Annotated in this window: 15 protein-coding genes; 11 read left to right on the top strand and 4 right to left on the bottom strand. The window is 66.1% G+C overall.

Annotation, left to right across the window (positions count from 1 at the left end; translation table 11 throughout):
• Window positions 1-78 precede the first annotated feature (78 nt).
• Window positions 79-375 (top strand): septal ring lytic transglycosylase RlpA family protein, encoded by a 297-nt coding sequence (locus tag IC762_RS21450; protein ID WP_246801136.1) that lies wholly within the window; start codon window positions 79-81, stop codon window positions 373-375.
• 16 nt (window positions 376-391) lie between these two features.
• Here the strand turns inward: IC762_RS21450 and IC762_RS21445 are convergent, their stop codons facing one another.
• The gene (locus IC762_RS21445; protein ID WP_195784227.1) at window positions 392-2,860 is read right to left on the bottom strand and encodes a PAS domain-containing hybrid sensor histidine kinase/response regulator; all 2,469 of its coding nucleotides are present in this window, start codon (window positions 2,858-2,860) and stop codon (window positions 392-394) included.
• A 72-nt stretch (window positions 2,861-2,932) separates the two neighbouring features.
• A complete protein-coding gene (locus IC762_RS21440; protein WP_195784226.1) occupies window positions 2,933-3,691 on the bottom strand; it encodes a thermonuclease family protein in 759 nt (252 codons plus the stop codon).
• Between the two features lie 160 nt (window positions 3,692-3,851).
• On the opposite strand from IC762_RS21440, the gene IC762_RS21435 reads away from it, so the two are divergent.
• From IC762_RS21435 to IC762_RS21415, 5 genes are all read left to right on the top strand, one after another.
• Window positions 3,852-4,001: a hypothetical protein gene (locus IC762_RS21435; protein WP_195784225.1), complete on the top strand. Its 150-nt coding sequence runs from the start codon at window positions 3,852-3,854 to the stop codon at window positions 3,999-4,001.
• A gap of 34 nt (window positions 4,002-4,035) precedes the next feature.
• Window positions 4,036-4,242, top strand: coding sequence for a hypothetical protein (locus IC762_RS21430; protein ID WP_195784224.1), 207 nt, complete (start codon window positions 4,036-4,038; stop codon window positions 4,240-4,242).
• A 172-nt stretch (window positions 4,243-4,414) separates the two neighbouring features.
• Window positions 4,415-6,430 (top strand): acetyl-CoA carboxylase biotin carboxylase subunit, encoded by a 2,016-nt coding sequence (locus tag IC762_RS21425; protein ID WP_195784223.1) that lies wholly within the window; start codon window positions 4,415-4,417, stop codon window positions 6,428-6,430.
• Between the two features lie 112 nt (window positions 6,431-6,542).
• The gene (locus IC762_RS21420) at window positions 6,543-7,409 is read left to right on the top strand and encodes an isocitrate lyase/PEP mutase family protein (RefSeq protein ID WP_195784222.1); all 867 of its coding nucleotides are present in this window, start codon (window positions 6,543-6,545) and stop codon (window positions 7,407-7,409) included.
• Complete coding sequence (locus IC762_RS21415) at window positions 7,406-7,705, top strand: acylphosphatase (protein WP_195784221.1); 300 nt, start codon at window positions 7,406-7,408, stop codon at window positions 7,703-7,705. Before IC762_RS21420 ends, IC762_RS21415 begins: the two co-directional genes overlap by 4 nt.
• 9 nt (window positions 7,706-7,714) lie before the next feature.
• Here IC762_RS21415 and IC762_RS21410 read toward each other — a convergent pair whose 3' ends face one another.
• The gene (locus IC762_RS21410; protein WP_195784220.1) at window positions 7,715-8,527 is read right to left on the bottom strand and encodes a class I SAM-dependent methyltransferase; all 813 of its coding nucleotides are present in this window, start codon (window positions 8,525-8,527) and stop codon (window positions 7,715-7,717) included.
• Between the two features lie 193 nt (window positions 8,528-8,720).
• Here IC762_RS21410 and IC762_RS21405 point away from each other — a divergent pair, with 193 nt between their 5' ends.
• From IC762_RS21405 to IC762_RS21390, 4 genes are read left to right on the top strand one after another with little or no spacing between them, the layout of a single operon-like run.
• Complete coding sequence (locus tag IC762_RS21405; protein ID WP_195784219.1) at window positions 8,721-9,278, top strand: GbsR/MarR family transcriptional regulator; 558 nt, start codon at window positions 8,721-8,723, stop codon at window positions 9,276-9,278.
• Between the two features lie 24 nt (window positions 9,279-9,302).
• Window positions 9,303-9,968: a DUF4166 domain-containing protein gene (locus tag IC762_RS21400; protein ID WP_195784218.1), complete on the top strand. Its 666-nt coding sequence runs from the start codon at window positions 9,303-9,305 to the stop codon at window positions 9,966-9,968.
• Window positions 9,965-11,401, top strand: a complete 1,437-nt coding sequence (locus IC762_RS21395) for a TIGR01777 family oxidoreductase (protein WP_195784217.1) — start codon at window positions 9,965-9,967, stop codon at window positions 11,399-11,401. Before IC762_RS21400 ends, IC762_RS21395 begins: the two co-directional genes overlap by 4 nt.
• A 10-nt stretch (window positions 11,402-11,411) precedes the next feature.
• Complete coding sequence (locus IC762_RS21390) at window positions 11,412-11,837, top strand: hypothetical protein (RefSeq protein ID WP_195784216.1); 426 nt, start codon at window positions 11,412-11,414, stop codon at window positions 11,835-11,837.
• A 7-nt stretch (window positions 11,838-11,844) separates the two neighbouring features.
• Here IC762_RS21390 and IC762_RS21385 read toward each other — a convergent pair whose 3' ends face one another.
• Window positions 11,845-12,699, bottom strand: coding sequence for a LysR family transcriptional regulator (locus IC762_RS21385; RefSeq protein ID WP_195784215.1), 855 nt, complete (start codon window positions 12,697-12,699; stop codon window positions 11,845-11,847).
• 116 nt (window positions 12,700-12,815) lie between these two features.
• On the opposite strand from IC762_RS21385, the gene IC762_RS21380 reads away from it, so the two are divergent.
• Window positions 12,816-13,241, top strand: a complete 426-nt coding sequence (locus IC762_RS21380; protein WP_195784214.1) for a tautomerase family protein — start codon at window positions 12,816-12,818, stop codon at window positions 13,239-13,241.
• Window positions 13,242-13,281 lie beyond the last annotated feature (40 nt).

Here is a 13,281-nt window from a genome sequence, read left to right as displayed (position 1 = left end):
TTTACTGCATAGGACATCTGCGGGAACCGGATCGCTGGAACCGAGTTCCCTTGCCGGGTTCACCGGCAGGAACTTTCCATGAAGTCCGCAGCAACGTCCGCAGCCATGCTGTTGTTTGCTTGTTGTGCCGCAAACGCAGAAAGTGGCCTTGCGTCTTATTATCATGGCATCGGCAGAAGCGGCGAAATGACCTGTGCGCATCGCACGCGGCCATTCGGCAGTATGGTCACGGTGATGTATGGCGGGAAATCGATCCGCTGCCGCGTCAACGATCGTGGGCCATTCATTCGCGGACGGATCATCGACGTCTCCACGACGGCGGCGCGGGCGCTCGGCATCCTGCAAATGGGCGTCGCGCATGTGACGATCGAGTAGGGCTGTTGGCGTCTCGTCACGGCTTCGCGGCGGTCGCGCGTTGTTCGACGATCGCTTTCCGCAGCGTCCGCGACAGCGCTTCGACCGAGTAGGGCTTCTGGATCAGCTCGAAGCCGCTATGGGCGTTCTCAGCGAGGACGTTGCTGTAGCCGCTGGTCAGCACCACGGGCAGGCCGGGAAAGCGCTCGCGGATGATGCCGGCGAGCTCGACGCCGTTCATGCCGGGCATGATCACGTCGGAGAACACGAGGTCGGCGGCGAACTCGTTTTCCGACAGCATCGCCAGCGCCGCATTGCCGTTCGCGGCGCGCTTGACCGAATAGCCGAGGTCCTCGAGCAGCTCGGTCGAGAACTGGCCGACATCGTCGTTGTCTTCCACCAGCAGCACGCGGTAGCCCCGGCCGATCGAGGCCTGCTCGGCGCCGGCGGCGGCCGCGACCTTGGCGTCGGCCGGCCGCATCGCCTGCGGCAGATAGATGGTGAAGGTCGAACCTTGACCGAGGGTGCTCGTCACCTCGATATCGCCGTCGGATTGCTTGACGAAGCCGAAGGCCTGGCTCAGTCCGAGACCCGTTCCCTTGCCGACCTCCTTGGTCGTGAAGAACGGCTCGAAGATCGCGTCGAGATTATCAGGCGAGATGCCGCTGCCGGTATCCTGGAGCGAGACCGCGACGAAGTCGCCGCTGCGCGAGGCCTGGGCGCGCAGCGGGGGAATGGTGTGGACCTTGCGGACGGCGATCGCGAGCTGGCCCTCGCCATTCATGGCGTCGCGGCCGTTGACCGCGAGGTTGATCAGCGCGGTCTCGAACTGGCCGATATCGGCGATCGCAAAGCAGTCGGGATCGTCGATCCTGACCTCGATGTGGATGCGCGCACCGACCAGGGGGCGGATCAACTGCACCACGCTGTCGACCTGCGCGCCGACATTGAACACTTCCGGATTGAGCGGCTGCCGGCGCGCGAATGCCAGCAGTTGCGCGGTCAGCTTGGAGGCGCGTTCCACCGTCTCGGAGATCGCATCGATGTAGCGGCGGCGGCGCTCGTCCGGCAACTCGCGGCGGCGCAGGAAGTCGGTGGCCGAGCGGATGATGGTGAGCAGATTGTTGAAGTCGTGCGCGACGCCGCCGGTGAGCTGGCCGACCGCTTCCATCTTCTGCGACTGCCGCAGCGCTTCCTCGCCGCGGCGGCGCTCGGTGATGTCGATGGCCTCCGGGACCGCGCCGACGATGGTGCCGTGCTGGTCGCGCAGCGGCCGCATCTCGAAATCGAAATGGCGCTCGCCGATCGGCAGCCGCAGCGGCATCTGCAGCTTGACCTCGTCGCCGCGCATCACGGTCGCGAAGGCATCCTTGACCGCGCGCGGCATGCCCTCGGTCGCGGCAAACCACGGCGTGTCCCAGAACGGCCTGCCGAGGACGTTGGCCGGTTCGGCGCGAATGCCGGCCAGCGCGGTTCGGTTGCTGTAGAGCAGGTCGCCGTACTGGTCGAGCAGCATCTGGTACTGATGACTGGTCTCCAGGATCGCGCGCGTCTGCGCTTCGCGGGACTCGAGCTGGGCGGTGCGTTCGGAGATGCGCCGTTCCAGCGACTCGTTGAGCTTGCGCAATTCGATCTCGGCCTGTTTGGCGGCGGTGACGTCGTGGGCGACGCCGATGAAGCCGATATGCTTGCCGTTCGGGTCCCAGCGCGGCTGCGATTCCGAGCGCAGCCAGCGCCAGTCGCCGGCGGCGTTCCGGTAACGTGCCTCCAGCACGAACGGTTTCAGCGAGAGTTCGCCCGTGATCTGTTCCTGCAGGACGTGGGGCAGGTCGTCCGGATGCAGCGCCTTGCGCCAGTCGAATACGATCGCCTCCTCGAACGGCAGGCCGAGAAAATCCAGATAGGCCTGGTTGGCGAAGGAGCGGGTGCGGTCGAGCTTGGTGACCCAGATCGGGACCGGCGCGCTGTCGGCGATCAGGCGGAAGCGCTCCTCGCTCTCGCGCAGCGTTTCCTGTGCCAGCATCTGATCGGTGACGTCGAGATCGGCGCCGACCAGGCGCAGCGCGCGGCCGCTGCGGTCGCGTTCGATCTTGCCGACGACGCGGATCCAGCGGCTCTCGCCGTCATTCGGGCGGATGATGCGGTATTCGTCCGTGTAATCCTCTCCGCCGGCCTTGAGCACGCCGAACAGGTGCCTGACGGTTCGCTCGCGGTCGTCGGGGTGGATGCGCGCGACCCAGTTGTCATAGGCCTCGTTGGCGTCCTCGGGCGGCAGCCCGTGGACCAGCAGATATTCGGGGGAGCGGCGGTTGCGCACGCCGTGACGGAAATCGATCTCAAGGCCGCCGACCCGCGCGATGCGCTGGATCCGCGCCAGCTCGGCCTCGCGCTCCTGCAGCGCGCGGTGGGCGCGGTCGCGCTCGCGCGCCATCTCCTCAAGGTGCTGCCGCAGCCGCTCGGCTGCCGCAGCCTCAGGGAGCACATCGGAGGGATCGGGAGGGGTCATACGCGCCGGCAACCTCGCAACACCAGTCTCACACAGGACGCGGCGGCTTTGCCAGCGGTGATTTTGCTGCGCTCACTTGCTCTTGCTTGGACGGCAGTTGTAGGCGCGGCGGAACCCGGCGGCCTGCGCATCCTCCTCGGAGCAGAACCAGCGGTCCTGGCTGAGGCCTGGATAGCTGCGGCACGCCTGCAGATGATAGATGCCGATATTGCCGGTGACGCGGGCGCGCACGGCGTATTTGCCTTTGATGTTGCAGGTTGCGGGCATCGGCGGCGCGTCGGGGAAGAGGGCGGCGCGAATCTGGGTATCGCGTTCGGCCGGACAGGAGTTGCCGAGCAGCGCGCCGTCCTTCGTGCCGTGACGGAAATCGTGCGGTGCGACGAAGCAGCCCCTCCAGAGGCCGGCACGATTGTCCTTGGCCGTGGCTTCGTCCGGCTTGAAGCGGCCGGTGGCCGATGCCTCGGCGTTCAGCGCGTAGCCCTGCTGGACCAGGAGCTGGCTCAGGCTGGTCGGATCGCCCTCGATCTTGCAGACGCCGAGGCGGCGTTTCTTGAAGGAGGGATCGCCGCCGATGTCGTCGCAATGAATGGGCTTGCCGCCGATCAGCTTGACGAGCTGGTCGCGCGCCTCGACGCCGCAGCTCCAGACGTCGGCGTGCTCGTCGGTGCAGAGCTGGTCGATCGCCGGCGCGTCGATGCCGTCGAGGCGGTAGGTGGTATTGCCGAGCTGGACGGTGCCGGCGTCCTTGACCACCGCAGGCGCGGCAACGCCGGGGGTCGCAGACAGGCAGGTCAGGAGAAGCGTCGTGACGACCAGATTTCGAAACCGCATGCTTTCACTTCAGGCCTTTGGCGGTGGGGCAGCCGAACTTCTAGCACAGGGTGGCACGATCCAACCAAGGCCTGCTTGTTGCCCCAGCGTGCGCGGCGTCACATCGCCGACCGTTGCAGGCGACCTAAACAGGCGGCGCTGGCATTGGAAGGGCGTGCGGATGGCCGAGTGGATCATCCGTTTCATCTACGAGCTCGTCACCGACTATTGGACCCTGCAAACCATCGCGCGCCTGTGCCGGACGAAGAAGCCGCGCCGGGAGACGGCACCCGGAGCGAAAGATCCGATTGACTTGATGAGAACAAAATAGGAACATGCGGCATCAACTGATCCCGGATACTTCCATGACGTCTGCACGGCCCGAACCTCAGGATGATGACGGGCTGGAGGCGGCTGTCGATCAGGCCATTTCGGCCTGCGGCGGCGACATGCGCGCGACCATCCGGGCGCTGATCGTGGCCAATGAATTCCTGGAGAACGAGGTCGGCGAGCTGATGAAGGCGGTCTCGAACGCCCATGCGCGCGGCCGCTTCAGGACCTATTCGGGCTGAAATACCGCTCACCCTGCCTGGCAGTCCAGGCAGGGCTGCTCTTGCCAGGGCCACTCTTGCCTCCGGGACGATTTGCTGTACCACGGAGTGGTGACGCCCAATCGCCCGTGCCGGATTGCGCGGGGAGGATCCTGCCCAAAAGCCCAAAAAGCCCCTGAAGCCCAAGAAGAGCATGTTCAAACGAATCCTGATCGCCAACCGCGGCGAGATCGCCTGCCGGGTCATCAAGACTGCGCGCCGTATGGGCATCGAGACGGTCGCCGTCTATTCCGAGGCCGACCGCGACGCGCTCCATGTCGAGATGGCCGACGAGGCTGTGCTGATCGGACCGCCGGCCGCGGCCGAAAGCTATCTTCTGATCGACAAGATCGTCGAGGCCTGCCGCAAGACCGGCGCGCAAGCCGTGCATCCCGGCTACGGCTTCCTGTCCGAGCGCGAGGCGTTTCCGCGTGCGCTGGAGGCGGCCGGCATCGTCTTCATCGGCCCGAACCCGGGTGCGATCGCCGCGATGGGCGACAAGATCGAATCCAAGAAGGCGGCGGCCAAGGCCAAGGTGTCCACCGTGCCGGGTCATCTCGGCGTCATCGAGGACGACAAGCACGCGGTCCAGATCGCCGACGAGATCGGCTACCCCGTGATGATCAAGGCCTCCGCCGGCGGCGGCGGCAAGGGCATGCGCATCGCGCATTCGAAGGGAGAAGTCGCCGAGGGCTTCAACCTCGCCAAGGCCGAGGCGAAATCCTCGTTCGGCGACGATCGCGTCTTCATCGAAAAATTCATCGTCGATCCCCGGCACATCGAGATCCAGGTGCTCGGCGACAAGCATGGCAATGTGATCTATCTCGGCGAGCGCGAATGCTCGATCCAGCGCCGCAACCAGAAGGTCATCGAGGAGGCGCCATCGCCGCTGCTCGACGAGCAGACCCGTCGCAAGATGGGCGAGCAGGCGGTCGCACTCGCCAAGGCGGTGAACTACGATTCGGCGGGCACCGTGGAATTCGTCGCTGGCCAGGACAAGAGCTTCTTCTTCCTGGAGATGAACACCCGCCTGCAGGTCGAGCATCCCGTCACCGAATTGATCACCGGCATCGATCTGGTCGAGCAGATGATCCGCGTTGCCGCCGGCGAGAAGCTCGCGCTTGCGCAGAAGGACGTCACGCTGACCGGCTGGGCGGTGGAATCCCGTGTCTATGCCGAGGATCCGTTCCGCAACTTCCTGCCTTCGATCGGGCGGCTGGTGAAATACCGTCCACCGGCCGAAGCCAGCCATGACGGCATCACCATCCGCAACGACACCGGCGTGCAGGAAGGCGGCGAGATTTCGATCCATTACGATCCGATGATCGCAAAGCTCGTCACCCACGCGTCCTCGCGCGCAGCTGCGATCGAGGCGCAGGCGACCGCGCTCGACGCGTTCTATGTCGACGGCATCAGGCACAACATCCCGTTTCTATCGGCGCTGATGAATCATCCGCGCTGGCGCGAGGGGCGGCTGTCGACCGGCTTCATCGCCGAAGAATTCCCGAAGGGATTTGCGGCGCGGACGCCCGAGGGCGAGATCGCGCGGCGGCTCGCCGCAGTCGGCGCCGGCATCGATCACGTGCTGGGCGAACGCAAGCGGCAGATTTCCGGCCAGATGGGGGGCCGCGTCGTGCAGCGCGAGCGCCGGCGCGCAGTGTGGCTCGACCGCGCCGAGATCGCGCTCGACGTCGCGCGCGAGGCCGATGCGATCGCGGTGCGTTTCATCGGCGCCGACGGGCTGCCGGGCAATCCGCACAATCTGGTGTCGAGCTGGGCGCCGGGCGAGCCGGTCTGGCACGGCACGATCGACGGCAATTTCGTCGCGGCGCAGGTCCGCGCGATCAGCAACGGATTCCGTCTCGCCCATCAGGGCTTTGAGGTGCCGGTCTATGTCTTCACCGAGACCGAGGCGACCTCGGCGCGGCTGATGCCGGTGGTCTCGGCGGCCGACACCGGCAAGAAGCTGCTGTGTCCGATGCCCGGGCTCGTCGTGTCGATCGCGGTGACCGAGGGGCAGGAGGTCAAGGCCGGCGAGACGCTGGCCGTGGTCGAGGCCATGAAGATGCAGAACGTGCTGCGCGCCGAGCGCGACGGCACGGTCAAGAAGATCCACGCCGCCGCCGGCGCCACGCTTGCGGTCGACGCGCTGATTCTGGAGTTCGCATAGCCGCTGTCCCCCGTCATTGCGGGCGTAGCGAAGCAATCCATTGGTGCGGCAAGGAATGTCTGGATTGCTTCGTCGCTGCGCTCCTCGCAATGACGAACAAGGAGTCTCTGCCGTGGCCTTTCGCAAACGACGTGAATCCCTCCGTTCGATTCTCTCCGGGTCGACCTGCATCCGTCCGGGCTCGGTCTACGACGCGACCTCGATCCGGATCGCGGAAGACCTCGGTTTCGAGCTCGGCATGTTCGGCGGCTCGGTGGCCTCGTTCGCCGTGCTCGGCGACCCTGACATCGCGCTGATCACGCTGACCGAGCTCGCCGAGCAGGTACGGCGGATGTCGCGGGCCTCAACGCTGCCGTTCCTGGTCGATGCCGACCACGGCTATGGCAATGCGCTCAATGTTCGCCGCACCGTGCAGGAGCTGGAAGCCGCCGGCGCCGCCGGCCTCACCATCGAGGACACGCTGCTGCCGCAGGCGTTCGGCGAGGCGAAGACACAGCTGATCTCGCTCGCGGAGGGCGTCGGCAAGATGAAGGGCGCGCTCGATGGCCGCGGTGATCCTTCGCTGGTCGTCCTGGGCCGCACCGGCGCCGTCTCGATCACCGGTCTCGACGACGCGATCGCGCGCGCCAAGGCCTATGAGGCGGTCGGTGTCGACGGATTGTTCTTCACCGGCATCAAGTCGCGCAGTGAGCTCGAGGCGCTGTCGGCTGCGACAAAACTGCCGATCGTGCTCGGCGGCGCGCCGGAGGAGATGACCGCGCTCGACTATCTGGCAAGTCAGCGCGTTCGGATCGCATTGCAGGGCCACGCGCCGTTCGCGGCCGCTACGCAAGCCGTCTACGACACGCTGAAGGCGCTGCGCGACGGCACCTCGCCGAAGAACCTCAAGGGTATCGCGTCGTCCGAGCTCACCGGCCGCGTGATGCGCGAGGTGGAGATGAAGACGCGCGGCGGCGAGTTTCTTGGCCTGAAAAAATGAGCGGCGTGGCCCGCCACGTCATGATCAGCGGCCGCGTCCAGGGCGTCGGCTACCGCGCCTGGGTCGCCGAGCAGGCGACCGCGCGCGGCCTCGAAGGTTGGGTGCGCAACCGCCGCGACGGCAGCGTCGAGGCGGTGTTTTCCGGAGCCCCCGACGTCGTGTCCGGGATGATCGCAGCTTGCCACCGCGGACCGACCTTCGCGCACGTCGACGCCGTGCAGGCCGAGCCCGGTCATTCCGATCTCCTCAACCTGCGGCGGGCAGGGGAGCGGTTTTCGTTCCTGCCGACAGTGTAAGGCGCCGCCTTACGCGACGGCCGACATCACCAGCGCCTGGATCCGGCCTTCGATTGCCCCGGTGCCGAAGCGACGTGCCAGCCCGTCTGCAGCACGCTGGGTCGCCATTTCGAGGCTTTGCCCGCCGTGGCTCTCGATCTCGCCGCGCATCGGCGAGCCCTGGCAGAAGGCGATGGCCGCATTCCACGCGGACGCCGCGTGGCTCCGATGTGTGACCGTCTCGATCGCTATGTCCTTGAACCCTGCGGCGGTCAGGTCGGCGCGAATGCGCGCTACGTCGTGGTAGCCATGCGGGGTGCGCGCCAGGAATTGCGGAGGGTTGTCCGGGAATACGGTCTGCAGCGTCTGGATCACGACATCCGCAAACTCATTCTCCTCGATTCTGTCCCAGACATTGAACAGAAAGCGGCCGCCGGGGCGGAGCACGCGGCGGGCTTCGGCGTAGCCTTTGACCCGGTCGGGAAAGAACATCACGCCAAACTGGCAGGCGACGACGTCGAAGCCTGCGTCCTCAAACGGCAGCGCAAGCGCATCGGCCTGTTGCCAGCTGACATCCGCCTGGTCCGGCATCTGCGACTTTGCGCGCGCGAGCATCGGTTCGTTGAGGTCGGTCGCCACGATGCGAGTGTCGCGGCCGAGCGCTGACCACAATGCGCGCGTGACAGCGCCGGTGCCTGCGGCGGTCTCGAGCAGGTCACGCGGTCCGAGAGCCTTGGCGCGGTGCGCCAGGTCACGTGCGTAGGGTTCAAAGATCATCGGCACGAAGAGCTGGTCGTAAAGCTCTGGAATCGACCCAACGAACGCCTTGTCGGACGCTTGCATGGTGCAATCTCCTCCTGGCATGAACCCGGCTCGCATCCACCTCAGCTTGGACCGCGGCCTCGGCACCGCAAAGGAAAACTTGTCCACCCGCGACGAATGGCATCCCCGGATCTGGTGAACCGGGCAGGCCCGACGTTTTTGACGGCCGCTGGTTGGTCTTGACTTCCAATCCGAATTATCTGATATTTCTGTCATGACAGAAATAACCGCCAAGAAGAAACTTCCCGCCGCCGTCGAGCGCTTCATCCTGCATTGGGGCGACATGGGCGACCAATGGGGGGTCAACCGCTCGGTCAGCCAGATCCACGGGCTGCTCTATCTGGCGGAAGCGCCGATGACGGCGGAGGACATCGCCGACACGCTCGGCATGGCGCGCTCCAACGTCTCCAACTCGATCAAGGAGCTCTTGTCCTGGGGATTGATCCGCCGGGTGCCGATCCTCGGCGACCGCCGCGATCATTTCGAGGCGGAGACCGACATCTGGGAGGTCGCGGCGAAGATCGCGGCCGGCCGCAAGGAGCGCGAGATCGATCCGGCGCTCGCGGCGCTGCGTGCCTGCGTCTCCGATGCCGCCGATGATCCGGCCATGAGCCCGGTCGCCAGCAAGCGGCTGAAGGAGATGCTGACCTTCACCGAGCTGGTCGACCGCTGGTACGCGCAGATGCTGAACGTGCCGCGGCCGCGCCTGGTGGCGCTGATCAGGCTCGGCGAGAAGATCGTGAGTTTCCTGCCCACAGGCAGAGCCAAATAGAGGGCGACAGTACGGGAGTGTGCGATGGCGTCCGCGAGAAGACAAAATCTCAAGACAGCGCCGGCTTCCGACACAAAACTGCTCGACGATCATCGTTTCCGCGCATTGCTCTCTGACGAGGATTGGGGCCGCCTGCCGGTCGCGATCTGGCGGCGGTTTTCAAAACGCTTCGAGGCGGGCAGCACCGTCGTCTATGTCGGCGAGGTCGACGAGGCCTGGTCGAGCCGCGCCGGCTGGTGGCTGGCGCAGGCCGCGCGGCTGATCGGCGGCCCGTTCCCGACCGCCAGCGAGACGGGCGTGCCGATGATCGTCACCGTGACCGAGGACGCCGCGAGCGGCGGCCAGATCTGGACCCGCATCTGCGCGCGCCGCGACGGCTTTCCGCAGGTGATCCATTCCGCCAAGCGCTTTGCCGGCCCGACCGGATTGGAAGAGTATGTCGGCTGCGGCGTCAGCATGGCGCTGCGCATCGCGGTCGAGCAGGAGGCGCTGGTGTTTCACAGCGTCGGCTACGCGCTGCAGTTCGGCCCGCTGCGGCTGCATCTGCCCGATTGGCTCACCCCCGGCGATCTTACGGTTACCCATTCCGACCTCGGCTGTGGCGATTTCCGCTTCACGCTCGAGCTCATCCACCCGCGTTTGGGCCGGCTGATCCGTCAGTCGGCCGTGTTCAGGGAGGCCTCGTCATGACGCCGCTGCTGTGGACGCTGATCACGATACAGATCGCGATGGGCGCGTTCGATACCTTCTATCACCATGAATTCACCGAGCGGCTGGCCTGGCGTCCCTCGCAGCGCCATGAGCTCAAGCTGCACAGCGTGCGCAACATGCTCTATGCGCTGCTGTTCCTCGTGCTCGGCTGGCTCGAGGTGCACGGCATCTTCGCGATCGCCGTCATGGTCGTGCTGGTCGTCGAGGTCGTCATCACGCTGATGGACTTCGTCGAGGAGGATCTGAGCCGCAAGCTGCCGCCGAGCGAGCGCATCAACCACACCCTGCTCGCGATCAACTATGGTGCGATCCTCGTTCTGCTGGTGCCGGCCCTGATCGACTGGGCGATGCTGCGGACGGGCATCGTGCCGGCCTCTGCGGGCTTCCTCAGCATGTTCGCAACCGCGGCGGCATTCGGTGCCGCGCTGTTCGGCGTGCGCGACTTTGCCGCGGCGAGGCGGCTCGGGCGGATGACCGGCGTGCCGGCAGCAAGCCTGGTCGAGAAGCTGCCGCCGCGGCAGACCGTGCTCGTCACCGGCGCGACCGGCTTCATCGGCAGCCGCCTGATCGCAGGCCTCACGGCATCAGACCATCAGGTGATCGCGCTGGTCCGCAACCCGGCGAAGGCCGACATGCTGCCACCGCCGGTCACGTTGATCACCAGCCTCGACCAGTTGCCGGCCGACGCGAAGATCGACGCGATCGTCAACCTCGCGGGCGAGCCGATCGGCAACGGCCTGTGGACCGAAGCCAAACGCCGCAAGATCGTGGCCTCGCGGCTCGACATGACGGCCGAGGTGGTCAGGCTGATCGCACGGCTGGAGCGCAAGCCGTCGGTGCTGGTCAACGGCTCCGCGATCGGCTGGTACGGGCTCTGGCAGGACCAGGTGCTGACGGAGTCGGCAAAATCCCATGCCTGCTTCAGCCATGAGCTGTGCGAGGCCTGGGAGAATGCGGCGCGCCCCGCTGCCGATCACGGCGTGCGCATTGCTTATTTGCGGATCGGTCTCGTGGTCGGCACCGATGGCGGCTTCATCACGCGGATGCTGACGCCGTTCGAGTTCGGCCTCGGCGGGCCGCTCGGCTCCGGCAAGCAGTGGATGTCATGGATCGAGCGCGATGACCTCGTGCGCCTGATCGCGCATGTGATCGCCAGGCGGGAGCTCGCAGGCCCGATCAACGCGACCGCGCCGATCCCGGTCACCAACACCAAGTTCACCGAGGAATTGGGGCGCCGACTGCACCGGCCCGCGATCGTTCGCGTGCCCGCCACGCTGCTGCGCGCGGTCGGCGGCGATTTTGCCAACGAGCTGCTGCTCGGCGGCCAGCGTGTGCTGCCGAACAAGGCGCTGAGCAACGGTTTTGTGTTCCGGCACGAAACCCTGCGCAGCGCATTCGAGGCAATCTTGTAGGGAGGATGAGATGTCCAGCACCTGTTCCCGCGCATTTGGAAGCTGGCTTGCGGGCTGTGGCGCCGCAACGGCCGCGATCTCCTCCGTTGGTCAGACCTTGCTGATGTTCACTTCCGGTGGCGATGTCATGCGGTTGCTGGGCGGCATCGTCGGGGGTGCACTGGCCTCCGCCCTGATCTTCGTTCTGACGTGTTTGCTGACCGCCCTTCCTGCAGCCGTCGCGATCTGGCTGAGCGAGGAATTCCAGATACGCTCGGCGGCTTTCTTCGCCTTGGCCGGTGCGGCGATCGGCGCGTTGAGCATCACCGTGCTGGTGCCGTCTCCGGTGATATGGACATCTGGCGTCGTCAGCCTGTTCATTGTGGCCGGATTGGTCGCCGGTCTGACCTATCGATTTGTGATGCGCGAGCTCGCAGCAGCCGCGCACTCGATGTGAGCTTGCGCTATGGCGCCGCGGCGATGCTGCGGAACGTCGCCGCCAGCGTCCGCAGCGCGGCAAGCTTGGCAGGCTCGCTGACCTTGGAATGCAGCATCACTTTCGACGCACCGAGCCGCGGCAGCTTGTGCGCCGGTCCGATATCGATCAGGCCCGGCGGCGCGATACGGCGGGCGAGGGGCGCCACAGCCAGCCCGGCGAGTGCGGCGGCGACCACGGCGGTGACGCCGCCGCCAACGAAGTTTTCCGTCCACGCGATGCCGGCTTTCTCGAGCGCGCGCACCGCCAAGGCGCGCACGCCGCACGGTGGCGCCAGCGTTGCCAGCGGCAGCGCGTCGCCGCGCGGCCAGACGAAGCGTTTGGCCGCGAACCAGCCGAACTGGTCTTCAGTGAGCTTCTCGCCGCCGCGCCGGCTGCCTTCCTGGCGCACGATCACGGCGTCGAGCTCGCCGGAATCATAGGCGTCGAGCATGGCGCGCGAGAATCCTATTGTGACCGCGAGCGCAAGCTGCGAGGCCATCGCGTGCAGCCGCTCCAGCAGCGGCACCAGTTCTGGGCCTGCGGCGTGGTCGCTGATGCCGAGCGTGAGCCGCTGCCGCGCAGGCCGCTCGCCCGACAGCGCGCGGTCATGCGCCGCGATCAGCGCGCGGGCATTGTGCAGGAAAGCCGCGCCGTCGGCGGTCAGCCGCACCGCGCGCGGCGAGCGCTCGACCAGCCGCTTGCCGAGCACGGTCTCCAGCCGCTGCAACTTCATGCTGACGGCGGCCTGCGTGGTGCCGAGCGCTTCGGCGGCGCGGGTGAAGCCTTGCAGTTCGGCGACGAGCAGGAAGGCCTTGATGGTATCGATGTCGAGTGTGGTCATATGATCAAGAAATATTATCATTGGTATCGATATAGATAAGATACCAAGATGGTAGGGGAAGGTCTAGCTAAGGGGCATGCGGTTCACCCGCACCGATAAATCCAAGGAGACCGATCATGCCCCTCATCACCATCACCTACGCGACCTCACGCCAGTCGTCGTCGCTGAAGTCCGACATCGCCGCCGCGGTTTCGGAGCTCACCGCAAAGATCCTGCACAAGGATCCCAAGGTCACCGCCATCATCGTGAAGCCGGCCGATGCCGCCGACTGGTTTGCCGGCGGCAAATCGCTCGCCGAGCAGAGGCTGGCGAGCTACTGGCTCGACATCCACATCACCGAGGGCACCAACACCAAGGACGAGAAGGCGGCCTATCTCGCCGCGCTGTTCCAGCGCATGGGCGAGCTGCTCGGCCCGCTGCACAATGAGAGTTACGCCCATGTCGACGAGGTCAAAGGCGATGCCTACGGCTTCGGCGGCCTGACCCAGGAGCGCCGCTACATCGCCGGCAAGCTCGAGGTCGCGCCGCAGAAGGCGGCGTGAACCCCAAGAGCGTTTTCGAGCGAAGTGGATACCGGTTCGC

The sequence above is a fragment of the Bradyrhizobium genosp. L genome (assembly GCF_015624485.1).
Lineage (GTDB): Bacteria > Pseudomonadota > Alphaproteobacteria > Rhizobiales > Xanthobacteraceae > Bradyrhizobium.
This window is presented reverse-complemented; position numbering and strand designations above follow the sequence as displayed.